The 25,335-nt window shown below is 40.5% G+C and carries 17 protein-coding genes and 4 pseudogenes; 6 read left to right on the top strand and 15 right to left on the bottom strand.

The features are described from left to right. Nucleotides 1-23 precede the first annotated feature (23 nt). Complete coding sequence (gene aspT, locus NQ491_RS04545) at nucleotides 24-1,727, bottom strand: aspartate-alanine antiporter (protein WP_019246403.1); 1,704 nt, start codon at nucleotides 1,725-1,727, stop codon at nucleotides 24-26. A 918-nt stretch (nucleotides 1,728-2,645) separates the two neighbouring features. Between aspT and NQ491_RS04540 the strand changes: the two genes are divergently transcribed. Then, entirely contained in the window at nucleotides 2,646-3,770 is a 1,125-nt protein-coding gene (locus NQ491_RS04540; protein WP_019246402.1) for an AAA family ATPase, read from the top strand. Nucleotides 3,771-4,464: 694 nt separating this feature from the next. Here the strand turns inward: NQ491_RS04540 and NQ491_RS04535 are convergent. Both NQ491_RS04535 and NQ491_RS04530 read right to left on the bottom strand, forming a co-directional pair. Beyond that, nucleotides 4,465-4,998: a reverse transcriptase domain-containing protein gene (locus NQ491_RS04535; protein ID WP_026089725.1), complete on the bottom strand. Its 534-nt coding sequence runs from the start codon at nucleotides 4,996-4,998 to the stop codon at nucleotides 4,465-4,467. Nucleotide 4,999: 1 nt separating this feature from the next. Next, nucleotides 5,000-5,545: a hypothetical protein gene (locus NQ491_RS04530; protein ID WP_026089724.1), complete on the bottom strand. Its 546-nt coding sequence runs from the start codon at nucleotides 5,543-5,545 to the stop codon at nucleotides 5,000-5,002. Nucleotides 5,546-5,701: 156 nt separating this feature from the next. Here NQ491_RS04530 and NQ491_RS04525 point away from each other — a divergent pair. Together NQ491_RS04525 and NQ491_RS04520 are read left to right on the top strand one after the other, a co-directional pair. Next, a pseudogene (locus tag NQ491_RS04525) lies at nucleotides 5,702-6,124 on the top strand (relaxase); the annotation flags it as partial. A gap of 3 nt (nucleotides 6,125-6,127) precedes the next feature. Beyond that, on the top strand, nucleotides 6,128-6,643 hold the full coding sequence (locus NQ491_RS04520; RefSeq protein WP_019246400.1) for a hypothetical protein: 516 nt from the start codon (nucleotides 6,128-6,130) through the stop codon (nucleotides 6,641-6,643). A 72-nt stretch (nucleotides 6,644-6,715) separates the two neighbouring features. Here the strand turns inward: NQ491_RS04520 and NQ491_RS04515 are convergent. From NQ491_RS04515 to NQ491_RS04460, 12 genes and pseudogenes are all read right to left on the bottom strand, one after another. After that, nucleotides 6,716-7,701, bottom strand: a pseudogene (locus tag NQ491_RS04515) (virulence RhuM family protein). A 47-nt stretch (nucleotides 7,702-7,748) separates the two neighbouring features. Next, entirely contained in the window at nucleotides 7,749-8,132 is a 384-nt protein-coding gene (locus NQ491_RS04510) for a hypothetical protein (RefSeq protein WP_019246399.1), read from the bottom strand. Between the two features lie 2 nt (nucleotides 8,133-8,134). Next, nucleotides 8,135-10,108 (bottom strand): AAA family ATPase, encoded by a 1,974-nt coding sequence (locus NQ491_RS04505; RefSeq protein WP_019246398.1) that lies wholly within the window; start codon nucleotides 10,106-10,108, stop codon nucleotides 8,135-8,137. Beyond that, nucleotides 10,108-10,299: a hypothetical protein gene (locus NQ491_RS04500; RefSeq protein WP_019246397.1), complete on the bottom strand. Its 192-nt coding sequence runs from the start codon at nucleotides 10,297-10,299 to the stop codon at nucleotides 10,108-10,110. The genes NQ491_RS04505 and NQ491_RS04500 overlap by 1 nt, the downstream gene beginning before the upstream one ends. Then, nucleotides 10,286-12,406: a DEAD/DEAH box helicase family protein gene (locus tag NQ491_RS04495; RefSeq protein ID WP_074431133.1), complete on the bottom strand. Its 2,121-nt coding sequence runs from the start codon at nucleotides 12,404-12,406 to the stop codon at nucleotides 10,286-10,288. Before NQ491_RS04495 ends, NQ491_RS04500 begins: the two co-directional genes overlap by 14 nt. Next, the gene (locus NQ491_RS04490; RefSeq protein WP_081587427.1) at nucleotides 12,403-13,731 is read right to left on the bottom strand and encodes a site-specific DNA-methyltransferase; all 1,329 of its coding nucleotides are present in this window, start codon (nucleotides 13,729-13,731) and stop codon (nucleotides 12,403-12,405) included. The genes NQ491_RS04495 and NQ491_RS04490 overlap by 4 nt, the downstream gene beginning before the upstream one ends. Further along, on the bottom strand, nucleotides 13,718-14,602 hold the full coding sequence (locus NQ491_RS04485; RefSeq protein ID WP_074431132.1) for a DNA-methyltransferase: 885 nt from the start codon (nucleotides 14,600-14,602) through the stop codon (nucleotides 13,718-13,720). The genes NQ491_RS04490 and NQ491_RS04485 overlap by 14 nt, the downstream gene beginning before the upstream one ends. 64 nt (nucleotides 14,603-14,666) lie before the next feature. Further along, complete coding sequence (locus NQ491_RS04480) at nucleotides 14,667-16,040, bottom strand: ATP-binding protein (RefSeq protein WP_019246393.1); 1,374 nt, start codon at nucleotides 16,038-16,040, stop codon at nucleotides 14,667-14,669. A gap of 119 nt (nucleotides 16,041-16,159) precedes the next feature. Further along, nucleotides 16,160-16,480, bottom strand: coding sequence for a helix-turn-helix domain-containing protein (locus NQ491_RS04475; protein ID WP_074431131.1), 321 nt, complete (start codon nucleotides 16,478-16,480; stop codon nucleotides 16,160-16,162). An 822-nt stretch (nucleotides 16,481-17,302) separates the two neighbouring features. Then, a pseudogene (locus tag NQ491_RS04470) lies at nucleotides 17,303-17,509 on the bottom strand (relaxase); the annotation flags it as partial. After that, nucleotides 17,506-17,925: a plasmid mobilization protein gene (locus NQ491_RS04465; protein WP_019246391.1), complete on the bottom strand. Its 420-nt coding sequence runs from the start codon at nucleotides 17,923-17,925 to the stop codon at nucleotides 17,506-17,508. The pseudogene NQ491_RS04470 and the gene NQ491_RS04465, both read right to left, overlap by 4 nt. A gap of 313 nt (nucleotides 17,926-18,238) precedes the next feature. After that, nucleotides 18,239-19,214, bottom strand: a pseudogene (locus tag NQ491_RS04460) (AAA family ATPase); the annotation flags it as partial. 459 nt (nucleotides 19,215-19,673) lie between these two features. Between NQ491_RS04460 and NQ491_RS04455 the strand changes: the two are divergent. The 3 genes from NQ491_RS04455 to NQ491_RS04445 all read left to right on the top strand — a co-directional run bounded on the left by NQ491_RS04455 (nucleotide 19,674) and on the right by NQ491_RS04445 (nucleotide 25,133). Next, nucleotides 19,674-20,741, top strand: a complete 1,068-nt coding sequence (locus tag NQ491_RS04455) for a Fic family protein (protein ID WP_019246389.1) — start codon at nucleotides 19,674-19,676, stop codon at nucleotides 20,739-20,741. Between the two features lie 145 nt (nucleotides 20,742-20,886). Beyond that, nucleotides 20,887-22,962, top strand: coding sequence for an ATP-dependent nuclease (locus NQ491_RS04450; protein ID WP_019246388.1), 2,076 nt, complete (start codon nucleotides 20,887-20,889; stop codon nucleotides 22,960-22,962). A 17-nt stretch (nucleotides 22,963-22,979) separates the two neighbouring features. Next, nucleotides 22,980-25,133 carry a UvrD-helicase domain-containing protein gene (locus tag NQ491_RS04445; RefSeq protein ID WP_019246387.1) on the top strand — a complete coding sequence of 718 codons (2,154 nt, stop codon included), beginning with the start codon at nucleotides 22,980-22,982 and terminating at the stop codon, nucleotides 25,131-25,133. The last annotated feature ends 202 nt before the right edge of the window (nucleotides 25,134-25,335 follow it).

Raw genomic sequence — 25,335 nt, 5'->3', positions numbered from 1 at the left:
GCTGTTTGCCTCCTAAGGCCGTGTCAGGCGACCAGCAATACGATGACCACGCCCCAGATAATCAGCAGCGTATTGCCTATGGCGTAGGTGATCGTATAGCCCATCGCGGGCACGTTGCTCTCGAGGGTTTCCTCGACGGCGCCGAGAGCGGCCGTCGTCGTGCGCGAGCCCGATACGCAGCCGAGTACGATGGCCTCGTTGAAGCGGAACAGGTATTTCCCGATGAAAATGCCCGCCACCAGCGGAATCGTCGTGGCGACGGCTCCGACCAGAAACAGGCTCCAGCCCACTTCCTGAAACCCTCGGACGAAGCTCGGACCGGTCGTGATGCCGACGATGGCGATGAATACGTTCAGGCCTACGTTGTTCATGAACCAGACGGCCGGTTCGGGCACGCCTCCCAGCGTCGGACGCTTGGCCCGCAGCCAGCCGCAGATCAGCCCGGCGATCAACACGCCCCCGCTGACGGTCAGGCTCAGCGGTACGTTGCCGATCCGGGTGACGAACGCCCATCCGAAAATCAGCCCGCCGAGGAAGATTCCCATTCCCACGAGCGTCATGCTGCTTTTCTCGGTCGGCGCGTCGCTGAATCCGATCTCTTCGGCCGCCCGCTCGACGTCCTGCCGCAGTCCGACCAGCTCGATCCGGTCGCCGGCGTCGAGCTTGCCGCCGCCCAGCACGGGTATCTGCACGTTCGCCCGACGGATCGAGCGGATCGATACGCCGTGCATGTATTTTTCTTTCAGCAGGGCGCGGACGGTCTTGCCCGCTACCCCTTTTTTATTGACGACGACCGGCAGCGTTTCGACCGAGAAGTTGACCAGTTCCTTGTCCTCGACCTCGCGTCCGATCCATGTTTCCTCTTCGATGACGAACCGGCGGCGCCCGCTGACGACGATTTCGTCGCCCCGGCGGATGACGGTTTTCGGGGAGGGATCCTTGACCGATCCCTGCTGTCGGAGGCGCTCGACGAAAATCCTCTTCTGCTGCCCGGCCATGTATTGCTCGAACTCGCGTACCGTCCGCCCCGGCTCGAACCACTCGTTGTCGGCGCTGAAGGCGCGGAAAACGATCGTACGCGCCGCCGGGTCGAATCCCGGACTGAGGCTCATGTCGTCCCCCATTTGCGATTCCATCTGCTTGGCCGCCTGCTTTACTTTCGCGACGCCGCCGAGTAGCCTCGGGCCGAGGGTGCCGAGTACCCAGGCCGATCCGGCCGTGCCGTAGATGTAGGTGACCGCGTAGCAGACCGGCATCACGCTCAGGTCCGTGTCGCGTCCGCCGGGCAGCTCGTGAATCGTATCGGTGGCGGCTCCGATGACGGCCGACATCGTCTGCGAGCCGGCCAGCAGGCCGGCCGCCTGCGCCGCGTCGTAGCCCATGACGATCGCGCAGCCCCATACCGAGAGCAGACACATCACGCAGACGACTACCGCGAAGCCGACCTGCGGGAGACCGTCTTTTCTGAGCCCCCTGAAGAATTGGGGCCCTACCGAGTAGCCGATCGAGAATAGAAACATCAGAAAGAAAAGCGTCTTGGCCGGCTCCGGTATCCGGATGTTCATTTGTCCGACGACGACGCCTACGAGCAGTACGCTGGTTACGATGCCGAGCGAGAAGTTTCCGAAGCGGAACTTGCCGATCCAGAAGCCGATCGCTACGGTCAGAAAGACGGCCAGCGCGGAATTCTCTTGAAAGAATTTGACGATATCGGTTCCCGTAAACATATTTCGTAGGGTATTTGGTTGCGTTCCATGCGGCGGAGCGAGCGCTCCGTCCCGGACTTCTGAACAATCCGTGTGCCGGAATGGGCTGCTGTGTCCGCAAGTCGCTAAAGCGAGACCTTATACGGTAACCGGGCTGGGAAATATAAGAATGTGCTTTGTGCGTCTTTCATACGGTGAGTCCGGCGACGAGCGTACGTTTATAGAAATTTTCGGATTATATGTTAGGAAGGAAAGCGAAATGAGATGGAGCAACGGTATTGTATGACGAATTCGTTCTTGGGTTTAGCAGACATAGTCTCGGAACGAAAACCGTTTCGACGGTTAAGGTAAATATTGCCCGATTTTTAATAGGTCGGGATTCGTTTCTTGCGACCGGTTCCCCCCGAAAACCGTTCTTGTCAATTTTTCGCTGGGGAGCACCGTGCTTTCAAACGCATAAATGGTATACGTTGAAAATAAAAAAGCAGTTGTTTCCAACTGCTTCTGAGCGGAAAACGAGACTTTAACCTCGTTCTTGCATTTATCTTATTTCCAGCTCTTTATGGATTGTGTTTCTATCTAAACAAGCCAAGTGGTACGATTTGGGATACTAAATTTTGACGCACTCAACCTTTCTTTAGAACGATATTGTAAAATTAGTAAATATTTTTTTATTTCAAAAGCTTATGACATAAAATCGAATATATTTATCACTTGCCACCATATCCGTTAATGGGAATGGTGATAAATTATTCTTTGCATCGTACTTATTACAATGACGGTGTGAAACGTGATTTGCAAAAGCCATATCAGTATACATTTTATAATTGTTTCGGTTTGTACCGTCTCCTTTAGTTCGATCAGGTGATATTTGGTAATCATAAATATTGTTGCGTAATTTGTGTAACGATAAATGAGTAACAAATAAAACGTAATGATATGAAGCCGAACAATCCTTTTCTGGTGACCGGATACCACAGCCCGGAATATTTCTGCGACAGGCGGCAGGAGACTGAAACCATGATCCGGGCGTTGTACAACGGCAGGAACGTGACGCTGATCGCTCCGCGCCGTATGGGAAAAACGGGCCTGGTCAAAAATGTTTTCTACAAACTCCGTGAACAGGAACCGGATATCGTGACGTTCTATATGGATATTTATTCGACACAGTCATTGGGCGATTTCATCCGGCTTTTCGCCGGTACCGTACTCGGTAAGCTGGACTCTGTTCCGCAAAAGGCGCTCGGTCGCGTGGGCAAGTTCATCAAAAGCTGCCGCCCGGTATTTACGTTCGACGAGCTGACCGGACAGCCGAAAGTCACCATCGACATTGTTCCTTCATCCGAGGAAGCCACGCTCAGGGAGATATTCGACTATCTGCGATCGTCCGAGAAGCGGTGCTATATCGCTATCGACGAATTCCAGCAGATCGCGGAATATCCGGAGAAAGGGGCCGAGGCTCTGTTACGCTCGTACATCCAGTTCGTCCCGAATATCAATTTCATATTCGCCGGCAGCAAGCAGCATATCATGCAGCAGATGTTCCATTCGGCCAAACGTCCTTTCTACCAGAGTACGCAAACGCAGGTCATCGACCGGATAACCAGAGAAGAATATTATCGTTTCGCAGCCGAATTTTTCACCCGGCAGGGCAGGAAACTGGCCGAAGAGACGTTCGGGTATCTTTACGACGCTTTCGACGGGCATACATGGTATATCCAGGTCTTGCTCAACCGGCTTTACGGATATACCGAAAACCCGGATATCGGAATGACAGACTATGCCATTGGGGAGGTGGTCGCCGAATCGACCTATACGTACGAGAACCTGCTGGCGGCTTATCCGGCGAGCAATATTCGATTGCTTAAGGCCATCGCCAAAGCCGGATGCGTCAGGGAGATCAATTCCGGGGATTTCATTACAGAATACAGACTCCGGGCGGCCAGCAGCGTGAACAGCGCCCTCAAAAGGCTGATCGACCGGGAAATGGTCTACAAAACGGCGGACGGTTATATCGTCTACGACCGCTTTATGGCTATATGGTTGCGGCAGCAACCGTTCTGAAACAGTGTCGGGGAATTGCATCGCATTAAGATGCCGGATATACATACCATGAAGGTAATTACCCCACAGTATATTTTACCGGGCATAATCAATAATGAGGGGAAAACAATACCCTAAAGGATACAATTAAAATATTTGTATTGATTTTATCACCTAAATGGTACAATACAAAACGCTTATGTAATCTGTCTGCTACGGTGAAATGTTGCGAAAGCAGTATAATTCGACACGAGAGGGATTTTCATTGAAATCCGGTGCATAAATACGTATTGTTCGTAACCTTTAACCAGAAAAGGAATCATTTCGTATGGTAATACATCGGAAAGTATAACCCTCTCCTTTTTATATTTCAACCGTATCCGCTTTTTTCTGTATTTCATACTACCATATTTTCTTTATCTCTATTAATTCCTTGGCGGTGTAATTATGAAATCTTTTTTGCTTAAATCCGTTATAAAAATCGAAACGACGAACAATCTGCTTTTTCAATTTATTAACATCAAAACTATATTCACAATGGGGCTTGAGATTAGTATATACCATTCTCATTAGAAAACAATTCAGTGCCTTTAAGCTACTCAAATTTGATTCCTCAAGAAGACTGTTTGAGTAGTATACGCCTACTTTTATCCCTTCTTTACTGTTTAATAGTTTGGTGTTTCCACATAAAAAACGTAAGCGATCAAAAAGGAGTTTACGTGCTCTTCTTTCGTTGTATTTGCTCTGTATTATAGCAATCAAAAGCTTTGATTATTCGGTCTTTATACTTTTCTGTCTTACTGCGAGTTAAATTGATTGTTAGCTTACATTGATTAAGCACAAAAGAGTATCCAAGATAATCTATAGAGATTTGCTTCGGTGTAGTCTCCATAACTTTAACCACTTTAGTTTTGGCTACTTTCATTGTAAGGCCAAATTTTGTACAAATATCTTCAACAGGTTTCTGATAGTCTGTATCATCCGTTTTCGAGGGCGGTGTTATTATAATAAAGATATCATCCACATAGCGAGCATAGAATGTCACGTAGGCAATTGATTTAAGGTCTCGATCAAAATCACTCATGTATAACTCTGACAAATATGCACTGATTCCCACCCCGCGTGGCACTCCGTATCCAGAGCGTTCCAGACTCTTATCTTTTAGTTTTTCATACTCCGTGATAATGTTGGAAATGAACTGCTTTGATTTGTGGGTTAATAAAGTGCTGTCCAGAACTTTGTTTAGCAACTTATTTTTGAGGAATACTTTCGTAAAAAGATTCGATATCAGTTCTAATAACTATTTTGGGAAAACCATCAGACAGCAAGAGTTTGATCTGTTTTAGAATTCGATATCGGTCTGCTTGTTTGACTTTAAATGTTTTTCGTATGTTGTATTGCAACTGTTTAATTGCATAAAATTGAGCAACATTATTCCCAATTTCGTATGTAGGTTTCCCGTTATGGTCGCCAACGTTAAAATCAAATCGAAACTTCGATGAATTAACTTCCTCGCTGATCTTCTTCAAATTTTCATATAGAATGGTTTCTTTTTCTGACTGAAGCTTTTTAATCTTGTCATTCTGAGCATCCCTCTCCTTCAGAAAGTCATCTTTAGAGATCTCTTCGCGTCTATATTTATCTCGCAACTCGTTGATATTTTCTCTTATTTCTTTTATCCGAACAAGCAGAGTAATATACTCCGTAGGTAGAGTATCTTTATTAATATTACCTTTGCGATTCTCAATATTAAATATCTTTTCGAAATTCTCGGCAGAGAAAGATTGGTCGATCATAATTGTCAATATTAGTCATTACCCTCCTGGTATCGTTAAAATCGTGATTATGCCATGATAATATGGCAACAGCGTTGCCAAAAATTGTTGCAGGACCGGGCTGTAGATATACTCGGGTGCCACCCTATCGTAAGTTATTTCTGTATCATTTTGAATATTCATTTTCAAGAACTTTCCGTCATTAGAAATAATACTTCCCAAACCGTTCAACAGGTAGCGACACATAAGGTTGATCCTATTGACTATACCCAATATCGCCCAGGCCATCAGAATATCATTCCTTATGTCTTTACTTATGAAGGCAAGGAACATCGATTTTATATTCCGGAAAAAGTACTTGACTGTTTCAATGACGAATTTGATTACAGGTTTATTGCCAACTGTCAGGAACTTACCGATATGGCTGTAGCTATATTTGTCGGACTGATAGATACCCCCGACGTAACAACCGGTGGAGGCTCACAAAGCGACCTTCCGTGGAGAGACAAGGACGAAGACGATTTGCAATGGGCTCGCAGATGCGCTCGTGCCGCCAGCCGTTCGTTAGGGAAGAAACCGAAAACAGGACTAAAACGATAAGCCATGAAGGAGAAATTTGATTTCACAGCTGAAATGAATGAAGCGGAAACCATAAAAGCCACTCCCAAGAATGAATATCTGGAAGAAGAAAAACGGCTACTCGATGTAAATGCCAAGGTACTTGCCAGCCTGAATGACAATGTATATAAGCTGAGAACAGAAGTTGAAAATCTGTCCGGCTCTATACGAGAGTGTAAACCTATCATTTCTGAAGAAATGCAGAAGATGGCAGTTGAATTTGGAGCAAGGCTTCTATGTGATTTTCTCAGTCAGATTGAGAGCAAATGCAAGGAAGCCGAGCGAAGAATGAAGAAAGCCGACAATGCCATCCCCATTCCAGATACGGCATTCTACATTTTGATTATCATTGTAGTCGCTCTATCTTCCTTTTTCGTGTGCATGATAGTGGCTAATGCAGAGATTTTGCATTCCAGATTGATTTGGAAGGCTGTTATTGGTTGTATTCTGGAGATTGGTATAGCGTTAATAGTACAGAAGTTTTTGGATAGAGGTAAATAAACGAAAAGTCTCAATCGGATAGGGATTGCTATCGGTTGAGACTTTATTCTGTATTGTGTCAAAAGCTAACTTTTACTCCCCTTGCTCTAACACCCCTTTGATTTGCTTATCAAAATCAGAATCAATCGGTTGAGTAAGATTAAAAATATCATATTCCTGTTCCGCCTTGGCTTTTGCCTGAACAGCAGAAATACGTCCTTTATCTGGCAAAATCTGATAATCCATAAATGAGAGGAACTTAGCTACACTTTCAGAGAATTGCTCCATACTGAAAGTGTTCCGACGTCTAATAAGGTTTTCAATATATTCGAAGAATGCTGATACAGCAAGTTCCAATTCCTTTATCTTTTTCTCTGGCAGATAGTTCTTTGCAACAGTAACATCCGATTTTAAGATGCGTCCATTGGGAGAGTTCTTCCAAGTAGTCAAACCCATATGCTCTTTGGTATGATCTGCATTGTGATACACAATTTCGGCTGCCGTCTACCCTGTAATTGCATAATGAAACCGATTCTGAATCATCGCATAGAAATCGTGTGTAGTTGGCGAGTCTTTGTCATAGTCAATGCTTCAATATCCGTAATCTTCTGCCATATCCTACGCTCACTGGCACGGATGGAACGTATCCGTTCAAGCAACTCCTGAAAATAATCCTGCCCAAACACCGTTTCACCTTGCTTCAAACGGTCTTCATTAAGAACAACCCCTTTTTTAATGTATTCATTCAGGATTTTCGTAGTCCATTGACGGAAACGAGTAGCTTGTAGTGAATTTACACGATACCCAACCGAGATAACAGCATCAAGGTTATAAAATTGGGTGTTATATATCTTGCCATCCTCGGCAGTATGTGCAAATTTTGCACATACTGAATCCTGCTGCAACTCAGACGACTCGAATATATTTTTGAGATGCTTGGAAACAACTGTCCTATCCACGCCGAAAAGTTGAGCCATCGCCTTTGGGGTACACCAAAGGGTTTCATCCCTGATGATTACCTGCACCTTACCTTCCTTTTCAGGAAGATTGTATAATATGAATTGAATTTCATTCGGCATAAATACTGATTTATCATGTATAGTTTATGCGATTGTTTGCATAAAATCTACATCTCTTTAATAAGAGTAATAAATTCTTCTTTAGAAGATACCTTCTCTTTGAGTTTGACAAGCCCATAAATCATTAAAATTCTCACATATCTATAAGGTGTAGCACAGTTGGGATATATTTCTCTTACAACGGTGGCAATCTTGCCATCAGGGTCAATTCCACCAGCACTATAATTTGAGCCATTATTATTATAAATATCCGACTGCACCTTGCTCGCAATAAGAGACTCTATATCTATTTCATCACGACAATATTTTAGGGCATAAGCCATCCCTAACTTTGCAACATCTTGATTATCATCAAAAAAATATTCTTCTGCAAAATCATTAGCGATTTCTGTGGCTATAGAAGAAAGCCTAAATTGTACTAAATCTTCCATGGTTACTTTATTTCTGTTTCAAACTCAGATTTTTGTTCAAGATGAATATCTTTCAAGTATTTTCCCGACAACAACTCTTTGGCATCACTCTGAGTAACCTCATTCGGATATGCAAGCACGATGATTTGTTCCCCAAGGACAGGTAACGATCTCAATGTATTATTCCTATGCCTCGGATCAATTCTCTGGAATGTAGAATCCATAACAATGGGACCTGAGATAGGTGCATTCTTATGCAAAGCTCCTACAAGGGAAAGGGCCACAACCTGTTCATATCCAGCTGAACGATTGGGGACAACCCGTCCATTGCTTGTCACAATCTCAAGTCCATAGTTATCGTTTATTTTCAACCCCGTATAGGCTGGCATGTGGGATATCTTTGTAAATATATCTTCAGCATCAGCTTGCACTCGAGATTTCAAATCCTCTCTAAACTTCGACACGGCCTTTTCAAATATTTCTTGAACGGCCTTACAAAGTGCAAGATCTTCAGAAGCCTTTTTGCCATCAGCATTTGACTGTTTTAAAATCTTAGCATTTAATTTATCAATTGAAGCCTGATTTTCTGAAATCTCCGCCTCTTGCTTAGCTATGCCCTCCTCCAACAAAGTCAATTCTTGGAGTTTTTTCTTATACATTGGCTGTATCTCCAAAATTTCTTTATCCGTAGATAAGTTATGAAAACTTGCTTTTTTCTTTTTAATCTCAGCTAAATCAACCTCATCCAAACTTATCGCAGATTGTTTAGAATTAACATTATCTAATAATTTTATGAGGGATTCTTTATCAACATTCCTTTTGAAGCCACTAAATCTGTCTATAATTTGCTTGGCATACATTATTTCCTCAGAATTCTTTGATTTAATAGTGCTCTTTAGAATTGCCAAGTTTTCACGCAAGCTAGATAAATCTTCAATAGTTAGATTATTATTACATATCGGACACGATGAAACTTCTCCATTAACAATTCTGTCCAATATTGAAACAATAACCTCTTTCGTCTTAATATCTCCAATGTGGGACAATAGAGAATTTAATTCTTCATTCTTTGTATCAATAATCTCTTGAATAACTTTATCAAAAATAACAGCCCAGGCAAATTTCATTTTCGCCTTAAGATCTTTTACGTCATTCTCCAAAAGCAGACGATTTGTCTCAATGTGAGATCTTTTTTCTCTTTCTTGAACAAGTAATTCAGCATACCTCTGATTGGCAGCAAAAGCATCCTCAAGTTCAGAAATTTCTCCTTGAAGTCTCTTTTTTTGCTCTTTCATCTCGTTTAGAGATTTCTTAAGTTCTTCATCATGTAATAAGAACCCGGACAGAGCAGATGAATCATTTTTTGTTCTCTCGTTCGCTGCTGAAACCTTCGTGTATGCCTGCTGGTATATCGTAGTTATACTAATAAGGTTTTTATTTGCCCCTTCAAGAATGGGAAGACCTAAAATATTTTCGATAGAAGTCTTGATAACATCACTTGATGATGAATCATCAAGAAGATTCTCATACTGTCTTAATAATTCGCCATCAAACAAATAAAAACGAGATATTTTTTCTGGCAAAACTGTGTTAAGGAAGTGTTCTGCTTCATCTTGGCTCATCATAGAACCAAAATGTTTTAGATATAACTTATGCTCATAATCCGAATCATTTTTCCCAGAAGTGCCTGGCAGCCTTTTAAGCATACGGGTAAGTTCATACTCTTCATTATCATATGTCATAAAAAGCTTAACACTCATATTCTTTTGAGCCTCAACAGCGTCAATATTTACGAATTTTGCTAATTGGCACTCCTCGTAATTTCTATTGTATACGATTCCCCATAAGGCAAAACGAATACAATTAAGTAGCGAAGTCTTTCCCACACCATTTTCGCCCCAAACAAATGTAACACCATCACCGATAGGTAACTCCAAAATCTGCTTATTTTGGTATGGGCCAAAGTTGTCGATGATAAGTTTATTAATTCGTAACATTATGACTTCGATTTAATAGCGTTATCTATAACTATTCGAATAGTATTTTGTGATTTAGAACTATCATCCATATTCTCAATCTGAGCATTGAGAACAGCCTCAATAAGTTGTAAAGGAATGCCAGGATGTTCATTCGACCGGATTTCTTCTAAGATATCCCTGATCTTATTTAATTCGTCACTCATTTTCATATCCAATATCAATTAGTAATGTGTCATCTATGTTATGTTGTAATGCAATAATTCTTAATTGAGTAATACAAGACGGATCTTTTGACCACATTCCAAACTGTATACATCTAGCCAACTCTATCACGACCATACTATTCCGTCTAATTTCATCATCCCCATCTGAAAAGTCAGGGACAACAACCGCATCATACAACCAAGAATAATACTTCCCTGCATATTTCCTCAAAATTCGACCTCTTCGTTGAATGAACTCTCTCGGATTCTGTGAGGAGGCCAAAATTATGGCATGTGTAGCAGCGGGAATATCAACTCCTTCATCCAAACATTTTATAGAAACAATTACTCCACCACAATCATTAAAATAGTTCAATGTTGCACTCCTATCCCCTGGCATATCTGCATAATATTCATATGCATCTATATCTGGGATTGTTGATATTTCTTTTAATACATCATGTAATTGATCCTTGTCTTCACAATATATAATCCACCTCTGACCACCACTATATTCTTTCTCAAGTATTTGCTTTGCCAATGCGACTTTTCCACTTGCCTTTTTGATAATACGACATCTTTTTAATAAAAGAGATTGCATATACTGATCATTGGACAAAGAATATGATGTATCATGGGCACACCTCGCATATCGTATACCTATTTCCTCCGTAAGTTCATTCCATGCTTGCTGCTCAAATGAGGACAATTGCACAACCTTAGGCCGATAATAATAAGGAGTTAACACCTGATCATCAATGGCATTTTTTAAAGTATATGGCGGTTCGATTATTTTTCCAAAGTACTTTATAATAGCTTGAGTTCCTACAGGATCACCATATCTACGAGGAGTTGCAGAAAGCCCCAAGCGGCAACCAGCATCTATTACGAAAAAATTTCGTCTATTTAAGCTACCCATTCTATGGACTTCATCAGCAACAACAAACAAATGCGCCCCTTGTTTTATTCGTTGTATGAATCTTGGCATAACAGCCGTATCCATTGTTGATACGACAATCGTATTGCTTTTATCATTTTTTTGCGTTGCTGCCTCTAACACACCTTCTTTATCCCATGCATTATGACCATCTCCACATAAAATAATTCGGAGGTCAACATCCGACAAAGCAAGTCTTATTTCTTTATCCCACTGCGATAATAAATCAGTTGATGGAACTAAAACAATAATGCTCTTATGTTCTTCTAAAGCTTTCCTTACTGCACAAATTGCAGTATATGTCTTACCACTACCAGTCGCATGTTCAAAAATACCACGATGCTCTTGTTTTACCCATTTTTCCAACGCATCGATTTGATGCTTTCTTGGCAACCTCTTGAATGACTTATCGGCAGACCAATATCGCGCCAAATCGACTTTAACCTTAATCTCTTCGACTAATGTTTCCCAATGTACTTTAGCAATTTTGTCTTTAAACTGAATTTTAATATCCTCCGGCAATGGGGTTATCTCTATCCTTGGAGCTTTATTGTTCCAAAGCATTTCAAAATAATCTTGAGTATCTACAACTCTTTCTCGGTCATTGCTTTCTTGCCAATTAGTGAATACATCTATTGATTCAAAATTTCCATCATCAGAAAGGCCCTTAAACGTTTCATTTAATGAACCTCTAAACATTATAGCATTATCACCTTGATAGAATATACCTGCTTTATCATGGAAAAGCCGTTTAATATCACCTTCTCCTTCTCCATACGCAATTTTTATTTCAATCACATTCATAGCAATTAGGCACGCAAGGACTTGACTTGGTTTTTCTAAATCGCTACTAGCAAAAAGAGAGTCTATTTCCTCTACTAACGCACGATGCAAGATTTCATCTTTTTTTGCTAACTCTCCTGTTTTAATCGCTTTAATATCTTCATCAGATAAGCATGGAGAACAAATAATACGCATTTTACCTCCATTATGGACAAAATCCTTAAGAGCATTCCATGCAATTATATAAATTGTACTACCAAAATAACCTGATAGACGATCATATGAGGTTGCAGCAGACATACAGGGGATATAAAACACCTCTGCAATATTATCATTTACCTTGTTATATGTCCTCTTTAAAACAAGGTCCTCATATTTGATCATCTTGTTCATTCTCCAATTAATCTTGCTTTAATAGCCTCAGATAAATACTCTGCCCGTGCAGCATACAACACCTCTCCATTTGTTTTAATGCCCCTAGCAACTTTCTCTTGCATGGCGTGAAGGATTAAATCATCTTTACACTGGACATTAGCATTATAAGAAAAGTTCTTGTGTTTTTCCGCATCATATAAGACAAATACGTCATAATCTTCAACATACGAGACTAACAGAGTATATGCAGAAGAATCAAAATTACCTTTTTGTCCTTTTTCTTGATTGGGAACATTCAAATTAAATTTATACTCATGAATACTCCGTCCTCCTGGTGGATTCGTTGCAGGAAATGCATAAATAAGCAATTCGATTGGGATTGGTTTCGAAAGCTTAAGTCTTAAAGGTCTTTCATTAAGAGCACTATGTTCCACAACTGCAATTCCCAAAGCCTGAACAAACTTCCGCTGAATGGACTCCCTTTGTTTGGATATTTTGCTTACCATAGCCAATTCCTCCGATAAGATATCTAATGAATGACTCGAATATTCAACATACTCCTTGCTAATGTCATATCCGGCAAAACGTCGTCCAAGTTTCAAACACTCATACCCAGTAGTTCCGGATCCAAGCCATGGATCAACCACCAAATCTCCTTCCTTCGTACATGCTTTAATATATTTAGCAGGAAGATACCCTGGTTGCACAGCCTGATGCTCTGATTGTTTTGATGACACACTTCCCTTTATAACATTAAGAGGAAGCGCCCCTTTGGGATTCGGTTTTATATGTTTGGCTTTCCTTACATAAGAAAGCCCATTAGCACGAGGTTTAAATTCATTATGAGCATACGCCTTTAATGTCTCTGCATCATATTCTCTTCGAATATCATCAATATTTATTTTCCATTGTGGGCTAACAGAAAACCATAGATTCTGTTCATAGGCATCTTGACAAGCTACACGGAGACCCGTAGGGACAGGATTATCTTTAATCCATATTTCAATGTCCACACAATATAGATGCCATCTTTCCTCCAATTCAATCGCCAATTTTTCGACAATAAGGGACCGAGTACTATTTATTCCTTTGCGCGGTTTTTCTCTATTGGCTTTAACATTGATAACCAAGAAACCATCGTCACGGAGCTTAGCACAAGCAGCATCAATAAAAGGCGATATTTTATCTATATACTCCGCAGAAGACCAATTACCGTAATTACGATCGGCATTGGGGTATGGAGGCGACCCATAAACCAATTTGATAGATTTCGCAGGAAGAGACAAAATTCCTTTTGCTCCATCTACACATTCAACAATATATTCTTTATTATTCCCTTTCATTCTCCTCACGCTCAATTCTTAATGTTGCGAGTTCACAATAATCATTATTAGCATCAATTCCTATCCAACGTCTATTATACAGTTTTGCAACTAAACAAGTTGTTCCTGAACCAGAGAAAGGATCCAAAACGATATCGCCTTCATTGGTTCCAGCAAGAATAAAGAATGCCGCTAGCTTTTCTGGAAATCTTGCCGGATGACTCACTCCTCTTTCTTTACAAAGTTTAAAGAATAAATCATTACTATTCGTATTGCCAATAGAAATTACACTTCCGGGATCAGACCCTCCGTTATTTTTCCATTTTACTCCACAATTAAAATTATGGGTACTGGGGCGAGTATTCTCAGTTCTCCCCCCTTTCCCTTTACCGTCAAGAAACTTCTGCATATCCTTGCTATAAGGTTTCCGAATCGGATCCATATTAAAAGTCCACTTCATAGATTTACTAAACCAAAAACAATATTCATGAGATTTTTTTGTTCTCCCATATTTCCCCGTAGAATAAATATTGGGCGGAGTTGCCGGGTTATACCAAATATAATCGCGTACTAAATGAAAATGGAGTTCTCTACAAAGATATACAACCAATTCAAAAACATATATTTGCTGAATGCCATTTACTACCTTATCACTAATATTCAAAACAAAACTTCCATTGTTTTTTAAAACACGATGAATCTCTTTTGCCATTGGCTTAAACCAATCAAGATATTCTGCAGGAGATGAAGAAGTATTTTCAATAGCGTAATCTCTTTTATCAGCATATGGCGGGGATGTTAGAATGAAATCAATACTATCATCATCAAGATCTTTTAATACCTCTTCACATCTTCCGTTTATTATCCTATTTTGAATCTCCTCTGGCCTCATATTTATCTAATATATCAATCAATTTATGGTTGCAACTCTGATTATACAGTAAATCAATCAAACATTATCTCATCAACTCAATTATATATTTCGGCAACATCGTATTCCCAGCATCATCTTTCGGAGCGTTCTTAAGGAACAGCACTGGAACGACGGTGTAGTTCTTGGCAAACGGCAGCAGATTAGCTTTGCGGAGAAGTTCGGCTGTCAGTTGTTTGCCGTTCTCTTGGGTTGTCCATTTGCATTCACCGACCAAAAGATACTTTTTATCAAGCGATTCTGCCATCACATCAAATTCAACTTGTTCCGGCTTTTTGTCCTCATTGAGAACAGAACCCCACCAACGTTTTGCCTTGCCATAAACTATTCCGTTAACAAGATTTCCTGTTACGGCATCCCGACACAGTTTTTCCCACTGCATACTCACATACTCAGAGAAATGAGCAGTCAAAGCCTGTTCTATGGGCAAACGACGTCCAAACTCGATAAACGAGCGATTAGGAACAACAAACTGATAGTAGAATGCCATAAACGGATCGGCTATCTTGTAGAGGCTCTTTTTCGCATTCTTCTCATCAATACCGAACGGAACATCTTTTTCCAAGAATCCGAGATCGATAAGTTTCTTCAACGGACGCGACAGATTGGTTGCCGGCTCATTGCATCGTGCTGCAATCTCAGAAAGCCGGTTTGCACCAGTCCCGATATAAGACATGATCGTTGAAGTCTTGACAATATCCTTGACATCATCCTGAAACAGTTTTATAGGCTCTTCATAAAGAGTTCCATTTACAGAAAGGATATTGCGCCACAGGGCATCATCAAGCGAACTTCTGTTTTCCCTCAATTCCCAATAACGTGGTACACCGCCCCATACGGCATACTCTTCAATGGCATTCATCGCATTAAGAAGCAAAGCCTCTTGAATATACGGCAAACGTATCGGTGCAAGCCTCATTATTTCATCAGCACGCCCATATAGAGGTGCAGTAGAATCAAGGAACAACCCATACATCATATTTTGTGATGAACCGCAAAGTACCAGGTTATACTTCAACTGCTTCTCATCAACAAGTTTCTGCAATACAGACGGCAGCTCTGGTGATTGCTCTACAAGATACGGAAATTCATCCAAACATAGAGTAAAACGCTTGTCTGTTCGATAATTGACCGCACGAAATATAGATTCCCAATCTGGATATGTCAATTTGTCGAAATCTGGAAACACCTGTGCTATCACTTTTGCAAGCAATATCCTTTGGTGTTGGCCTTCAGAACGATCGGCAAGGAAATAAACATCCGTATCCGACAACACCCTTTTGATAAGCGTTGACTTACCCAACCGTCTGCGACCGTACATCACGACTAATGAGGACTTCTCTCTTGCAAGAGCATCCTTTAATCGTGCAGCTTCATCTATTCTATCAACGAATTTCATATATATTATTTATTATGCAATTCAAACATAATGCTTTTGTTGCATAACACAAAATTTTGAGCCATATTTTTTTATTCCAACAGAGCAAATTGCAGCTTATGTATAGGAGGACATACGCCCTATTCCTTTTTTGAAGCTCGTTTCCTTGTCTTCAAACTCAAATCCTGCAAAGCTTTTCCCAATTTGTCTTCTCTGGCTAACCACAGAATATCATCGTCAAGCTGCAAAGCATACAACACTCGCAAGTAAATTCCGATTGCTACTGTTGGTATACCTTTCTCTATTCGGGACACGGTCAACGGAGAGCAAGTAGCACGTTCTGCAATCTGAACCACACTCAAATTCCTGCGCAAACGAGCTAGTTTAATCTGCTCTCCTACAATCGACATCTTCTGCACCAATTTTCGAGGCAGTTTGGTTCCCATTGTATTCTTTGTCATAGTCAACTCATCATATAATATACAAAGATATTAGATTTTATCTATTTAATGATTATTAAAAGGGAAAATCTCAAAACTAGAAGAGATGGCTAAAACAAGTACAATATAACGGTTCTACACTTTTTCAAGCGAATAAATCTTGTTCGCGACACTTTTTCAAACGAATCACAACCATTATACAATATTTTTCCAAGCGAATCCAATGTCTTTGCAGCCGATTCCGAGAAGCATTTTTGGAAAAGTGCGAAAGACAAGGTGATTTTGCTTTGAAAAAATGTAAATGCCATCATATTGTTTGTAAGTGCCAATACACCCATATAACAACAATATATTATTCGTTACATAAACACAAATCTCAAGATTAGATTGGCTATTCAAAATGAAAACCAACTTTACTTTATCCTCGTATTCATATATACGTGCATTAAAGTAAAGCTAACAGAGGGAGAAAAAGAAATGGCTTCGCCAAAGCCGAACCGAACGATATCTGCCGACTTTCTTTTTTTGGCTGCAAAAGACACAGAAATCCTGCTCACAAAACAGACATGATTCGAGCCCTTGTCAAGACACAAGAGCCAACCCCAAAATCCGTAAAACCATCTCTGATTTTGCAACTCGAATCGGAGAAATAATCACCGATATGCCTTATCTTTGCGAACCGGAGGTTTCGGAGCAAAAGAGAGCCATTTTTCTCTTTTTCCCTTCGTTTGAAGATAAATTAAGGTTAAAAGTGTTAAATCTTCGATTTTTCTCGAAAAAACAAGTAAATTTTCGAGCAGTTTATCTTTTAGGCTGTAAACTATTGATAGTCAATTAGCATAATATGCTGATTACGGAATTCTTTATTGGCCGATGTTGGGATAAGGTCAACTGCATGGAGTTCCATATTCCCATAGCGTCCGGTTCTGAGGGCAACAGATTGTCCAATACCCGATAAATTTTCTCCGGATGTTTTTTGTGCTGTGATTCGCCGGTAATGTAACGGATGTCGTTTATACCATGCGATATGGCTTTGGCTTTTGCTATCATTCTTCTTCGGATTTTGGGTTAGACGGAATTTTGTTCTTCTCTTTTACCGCATTCAGGAACTGACAGACACTTTCGGCCACATTGCCAAGTTCCTTGAGCCAGCCGACCATGAACGGAATCTGATTGAACATTGCCATGCGTTGTTTTGTGGACATTCCGTGCAGTGCCGAGGTGTACTTTACGAGGTCAGACCGACAATCGTCCAGATTCTGTAACAGGGCCGCCTCTTCTTTCGTGAGCCTTGCTTTGGGCTTGAAGTTATAGGCACACGACAATAGGTAATCGCTTACGGTCATACCGCATTTTGCAGCCAGTGATTTTATATGCTCCTTCTGAGTAGGAGTTACTTTTGCCCCGATGAAGACGTTTCTTGTCTCTTTCGAGGAGTCCGATGTATTGAAAATATCTTCTTTCATTTGAATCGTTTTATAATGGTTGAATAGGTGCGAGCTTGCGAGTACCGCACTGGCGAGGGAACTGAGCAGGCGAGAGTGCCAATGTACAACCGTAACGCAGTGAGGTTATACCTTGGCATATCTCGTAACAGTTACCTGTTGATGTTTCCCGACACGCCATATAGGATGCGTATAGTGAACTGGCACTCGGATAGGAAACATAGGATGATACTAGCCTCTAAAAGAGGGGAGAATATGAATATCTCACATGATGTCTTCCTCCGACTTTGCTTTATTCTTATATATACGCCCCGACAATAAAGTAAAGTTGAAATCAATAATGATATTCTGGATTGAAGGCATAATCTTTCCCTTCTTTTATAACCATTTGTTTGTCGCTGAGCAATGTTGCGACCTTTACCGCCTTGTTATAACCGAGTTTTATACCCTGCAATCCGTAACCCTCTTTCAAGCGTTCTATATAATCATCGTAATTGCTGATGTTGCCATTGGCAAAAACGGTATCCAATGCTGGACGATGTACATTCTTTGGAATCTCCTTGTCCGGATCGAACGGTCCTTTGGTTGGTCGTCCAGTCTTCTTCTCTTTGGGCAGATAGAACTCTACCGGTTCGGGCATGGCTTCCTCGTTTATGCGGAAGGCGAAAGGCTCAAACTCACGGTCACGGATATGGACGGCTTCGACCACGCTTACAGTCTTGTCCTCTTTGTCCACTTCGACCTGCATGATGGTTTCCGCTTTATTGTTGAGTTCCGTGCCGATGTGACCACGGGCATGTTCATCATTCTTGTTCTGATGCAAGACAGTATGGATATGGATTTGCCTGTCATCTGTCCACTGCATGAATTTGGAGATGATGTCGGTAGATTCACCGGGAGAATTGATGTCATACAGGAAATCACGGATGCCATCAATTACCACCAATCCCAAATCTGGTATCGTGCCAATGGCCTGTTCGACTATCGCCAGACGTAGTTTAGGGGAAAACTTGCGCAGAGCCAGCATAATCAGATTATCCGGATTCTTGTATTCCGGCAAGTCGGCCAAACGGTAAGATGCGTTTCAATACCTGCTGACAATGATACCGCCCCTGCTCTGTGTCTATGTATAGAATCTTCCGCTTATTTTCGGGAAATGTAGACCGATAATGAAGTACGGTACTGCCACTCAATGCCGATGCGACAATGGCTGAAACGTTGAAAGTTTTCTTGCTTTTGGCTTTTCCGATGGAAGCACTGAAGTTTCCCAATGTTCCGATAATGGTATCGTCCACCATCAGAACCACCGGGAGTGTTCGTAATCAGAAAATATTGTGTTGTGGTATATTGTTGACATTCAATTTATTGTGATGATTAAAAATATGCTGAGGGACGAACTGGGGGCGGAATTTTGCTGGCCAAAAGAAAAAAGATCAAATATAAAATAGCTTTTACCCCATATCGGAGGTTGTGTCTCCCAAAGACATGAAAGATAAATGTAATCCGCACAAAAGGTCAATCATAGGAATTTAGTCTGGTTTGTTGTATATCTATTCAAGTTCTAAACTAAACGTTCTTCATAACGTCGAAATGGCGGACATTGGTAGCAAGAACGCTCATCTCTTTTTCTTTTGGCCAGCAGCTTTTGTCATTTTGTTTTTAGTAAGTAGTTATTGATGCTAGACAGATTGATTTAGAAAAAAGGTTGTATCATTACAACCTTTTAGGTGTTTTTTGTATCTTTGTACTGTTTGTTGATAAATATGAATATGAAGTATCTTAATATAAAGAAAGCGTTGACTGCATGGCAGAATTTGCAGCCGCTGTCGGAGAAGGATAGGGAAAGGCTCAGTCGCCGTTTTACTGTGGATTTCAATTACAACAGTAATCATATTGAGGGTAATACGTTGACTTATGGCCAGACGGAAATATTGCTACTTTTCGGCAAGGTGATTGGGGAGGCAGACGTGCGTGACGTACAAGAAATGACCGCGAGCAACGTAGGCCTGCGAATGATGACGGAAGAGGCTACGGTGAAGGGAGTGCCATTAACACAGAATTTTATCCGGACATTGCATAAAACCATATTACGAGAAGATTATACTGTTTATCGAGATTTGCCTGGTGGTATGCAGACGAGTTATGTAATTCATGCCGGCCAGTATAAGACTCGGCCTAACAGTGTTATCACCCGATATGGGGACAGATTCGAATATGCCTCACCTGAGGAGACACCCGGACTGATGGGAGACTTAGTGGACTGGTATAATACAGCAGAACAAGAAGGGAAACTATCTCCAGTAGAGTTGGCCGCACTGTTTCACTACCGTTATATACGCATTCATCCTTTCGAGGACGGTAACGGTCGAATTGCCCGGCTGTTGGTCAATTACATCCTAACGCGCCACGACTATCCAATGATTGTGGTTCGTAGTCGTAAAAAGAGCGAATATCTGGAAGCTTTACATCAGGCTGATCTTGAAGTAGGTCCTGTTCCTAGTGATGGAGCCCATGCAGGGATCAAGGATATCCGTCCTTTTTTGAAATATTTCAATGACTTGGTGGCTACAGAAGTGTATAATGATGTGCTGTTTGTGAGCGAGAGGAGTGAGAATGTGTGGTGGTATGATGGGGAACGGATTGCATTCCGAACGCCCAATTATACAAAAATTCTGAACGCTATGCGAACACAACCCACTCTGACGTTTGCAGACATGAAAGAGGAAACAGGTATCAGTGTTGCGGCCATTCAGAAGTTGTTGGATCAATTGATTTCAAAAAAGTATGTGGAGCGAGGCGAGAAGGAAGGGAGCTGGAGAGTGTTTGTGTCGCAATAATTCCAAATTAAATAGACTTGAGTTTATAACTTTTTGAGGCGAATTTCTCTTGCCCAAGTTATCGATTACGTTACTTGCATGATTCGGCTGTAGACTTTGATACTGATGTCTACCTATCTGTAGAATAAACAAAAAATAGATTACAATGTATCTTTCCATTCTTAGACTCTGGAATTTCAGGAAATATTGCGCTGGTGCAGATAACAAACCGGGACTAGAAATTCATTTTCAGAAAGGCGTAAATGTGTTGATTGGTGAAAATGATTCCGGGAAAACAGCCATAGTAGATGCCATACGTTATGTACTGAGAACTCAAAGTGGAGAATTTATTCAATTTGAAGACAAAGATTTCTATCAAGATTCTGATGGAAACAGAAAAGATGAATTTAAAATAGAATGTGTATTTGACGGGTTAAATGAGCAGGATGCTGGTTTATTCTGGGAATGGTTGTCGTGGAGTGAAGACAAGACAAAATATTTATTAAAAGTATGGCTATACGTTAAGCGAAAAGATAACGTAATAATGCCTACTTTCTCCGCAGGAACCGAAGGACAAACTGATAGGATGGATTCTGAAGCAAGGGAACTTCTAAAAGTAGTATATTTTAAGCCACTTAGAGATGCGCTCACAGACATGACTCACGGTTACAAGTCAAGGCTGGCACAAATCCTTGGTGCACACGAACTTTTCAAAACGAAGAAAGACGCCCACGGCAGCATCACAAAACATAAACTTGAAACAGATTACGAACATCTGAAAAGAGAAATAGAGAACTATTTCAAGGTTGGTGGTAATGGCCAAAGTATCACAGACGAAATCAATAGTTTTTTAAAAGATCATTTTCTGCTGAATGGTGACGCACGGAAAGCTGAAGTCAAGCTAACTGGAGGGGAATTGACAGAAATATTGAGACTGCTCGATCTGATTATGGAAGGTAATAAATCGGGGCTTGGTACACTTAACTTACTATGTATAGCAGCAGAAATGCTACTCTTTAATAATCAGAAGAAAGGATTGAAGTTGGCGCTTGTAGAAGAATTAGAGGCACATCTTCATCCTCAGTATCAATTGAGGCTGATTGAATACATTTCTTCTCAGCAGAAAAATGGACAATTTATTCTTTCCACTCATAGCATTACATTGGCCTCAAAAATGAAGATTGCAAATTTGATTGTGCTGAAAGGGAAGGAAGCATTGCCAATGTCGTCGGAATATACGTTGATGAGGCCTGCTGACTACAAATTTTTAGAACGATTCCTTGATGCTACAAAGGCCAACTTGTTTTTTGCCAAAGGGCTAATCATGGTAGAGGGGGATACTGAAAATCTACTAATACCTGCTATAGCTCAATTGATTGGTAAAAATCTTTATCAATACGGTGTATCTGTTGTGAATGTGGGAAGTACAGCGTATAAGAGATATGTTAGTATATTCAAACGCAAGGATGATAAATCATTTGGGATGCCTATAGCCGTTGTTTCTGATCTTGATGTCAGAGCTCTTGAATATTACGATGACAATAGTAAAGATCGAAGAACGCCGAAATATTGGTTGAGAGATACTCTGAGGCCTGAGTTGGAGAAGATCTCTGCCGAAGTGAATTATGATGCTATGGCAACTATTTTCGGAAGTAAATCTGCTTTTGAGAAAGAAGTTAAATTGCACAAAACAGAAAATTTCAGGCCTGTTGTTGAAACAATGAATCGCATGAAAGTTGTCTTGACAGATGATAAAAAGACTGTCTTGGATGAAGAAATGTTGGCGCAGATCAGGAAAGAAAAGACAAAACGGTTAGAGAGTGACATCAATGCGGATAGGATAAAAATATTTCTGCCCCAAGCATGGACATTGGAGTATGAACTTGCTGGTAGTGGTTTGTATAGGTTGCTGGCAACAGCGATAAAAGCTGCCCAAAAAGAAGAAATCGACCCGGAGCAGGAAGTAACTGACGATATCTTAAAGGGTATCTGGAATGAGGTTATAACCGATTATCCGGAAGGACATACACCAACCAAAGAAGAGGCATATAAGATTTTTAAACCCTTAAATGAAGGGACTGTCAGCAAAGCCATTACTTCGCAGTATTTATCGGGAATGCTTGCTGGAGAATTACCTCCCACTAGTGTTGGAACAGTAGATACTAATGAGGTAAAACGCATCGTTAAAACTGACGAGAAACTTAAATATCTGGTGGATGCGATCAAACATGTTACAGAATAACTCTATAGAGAATATTTATGCCATTTGCTACTGACGAAGAAATAAAAATCGCACACGATATTCTATTGAAAGGCAAGAAACAGTTCGATATCTCTAGGGTAAATATTATCAAGGAGGATCGCAGTTGCTATGTCCAGGCAAGTCCTGGAAGTGGCAAAACAACGGTATTGTTGGCCAAGTTGATTATTCTTGCCAATAAAATGCCTCTGCCTGAAGGAAAGGGCGTATGTGTGTTGACACATACTAATGTTGCCATTGATGAAATAAAGGCAAAGCTGGGACAAAAAGCCGATGTACTTTTCAGCTACCCTAATTTTTTTGGAACCATACAAGCCTTTCTTCATAAATACATTGCAGCAGCCGCACTTCATTATTTTTATGGTAGTCAAATAGCATATGTGGACGATGATGTGGCCAATGCTGTGTTTCTAAAGAAATATAGCAAATTACCCTTCCGTGAAAGTAAACTTAGGAGACAGGTATTTGCGCAAATCGTTTCAAAGGAGCATATTATTGATGCTGCTGAAATAGAAGCGTTAGGTGGCGTGGATAGGTTGATGGCTGCCAACGTGATTAAAAAGAAGGGAAAGAGAATTGTTAAATACGATTTTCAATTAGCAGGATATAATTTGGATAATATTCCACATGAATACAAATCTTTGATTCGAGCAAAGAAAGATAAGATTCTAAATAGTCAAGGAAAAGAAATCGTTCTCTCGTTTAAAATTGATTGGGATAATCGCCAGATAAAGACTAATTCTCGCCCAATTGCAATGACTTCTGGCGCAGGCTCTGAATATATGAAGATAAAAGAGGAAATGTTCGGCGAAGGCATTTTATCCTTTCAAGATGCTTATGATTTGGCATTTCGGTATATTCGGGAGAAGAGTCTCAATTTCAGTAGGTTTTCAGACAAAAGATTTAAATATTTGTTTATAGACGAAGTTCAGGACTGTGACAATCAGCAAGTAGCCCTCATACAAAAGATATTTGATGAAAATAAAGTAGTCATTCAGCGTTTTGGAGATTACTGCCAAGCTATTTATGAGAGAGATGAAAGTAGCGGACCTGAAAATGATAGGTTGAAAGATGAGCAAGTATTATATATACGCAACAGCAACCGCTTCGGAGAAAAAATTGCCAAACCGTTGCGGACATTATGTATTGAGGATAATCATCAACTTATAGGAAATGAAGAAGTTCCATCTATAAAACCCATTATTATTGCTTATGAGGATCCCTTGTCTGTCCTTCCCAAATATGCAGAATTGCTCAACTCTATATTAATCCCAGAGATGGACAATCGTTCTGTTTTGGAAATCGCGAATAAAGAGAGACAAGAAGACCCATTGCATAGAGTAAATGTTAAAGCTTGTGGATGGGTAGGTAAAAAAGGTGCTAATGATCAAAAAAGATTTATAGAATCGTACTTCCCAGCATTTGAAAGGAAAAATGCAAGACTCAGAACGGAAGGTGATTCTTTCAATGATTTTATACTCAAAAAAGAACATAGATATGTTAAAGATTATGTCATATCCATCATTCAGGGTATATTAAAGTTTTTGGATTTATGCGATATAAGAAATGGTAACCGGCGTTACACCAAGGCATCTTTATTAGAATTCTTGTCAGCGAATAATATTGAGCAGAAAGAGAACTTTCTAAAAGATGTCATGAATTGGGCTTTACTTATAATAAATAGTAATAGCGACAATGATATACAATCCTTAAAAGAAGCTATTTATCAGTACATGACAACAACTATACTGCCTTTGTATGGAAAAAGCGTAACACGTGATGCCCGCAACTTCTTTAATGTTATAGGAGAAGGGATTCACGAAGCACCTGTTGCTGAGCATGGGAATATTTACCACGGGGATAAGATAGATATAGAGGTGGCTACAGTCCATTCTGTAAAAGGAGAAACTCATGCTGCAACGCTCTACTTAGAAACATTTTATGATAGACATCATGAATCAGATCGTTTATCTGAACAATTTAAAGGTATAGCATATACAAGAGCCGATAAGAAAGTACTCAGCAGTTTAAGAGTTATTTATGTCGGCATGAGCCGTCCTCGTTATCTGTTGTGCGTTGCCATACAGAAGGATAGATTTGATAATATGGATTGTCGTGAACTGAGAGAGATTTGGGACGTGGTTAAAGTTTGAAGTATATATTTTAATGTGGTAATATCAGGGCATGAAACTGTAAACTAAGAGTGAAGAGGTCTTTATTGCAGACTTTTCTACTTCAAATATATCAATGTATTTAGTTCAATATAAAATCGGCAATAAATTTATTTTATTGCCGATTTTATATTTGTTTATAAATAATAAGGACATACTTTAGTTGTCAATATTTACCATTCAA

It is taken from the genome of Alistipes ihumii AP11, from assembly GCF_025144665.1.
In the GTDB taxonomy this organism is placed as follows: Bacteria; Bacteroidota; Bacteroidia; order Bacteroidales; family Rikenellaceae; genus Alistipes_A; species Alistipes_A ihumii.
Note: the sequence above shows the minus strand (reverse complement) of the source record. Positions and strands in the feature narration are given on the sequence as shown.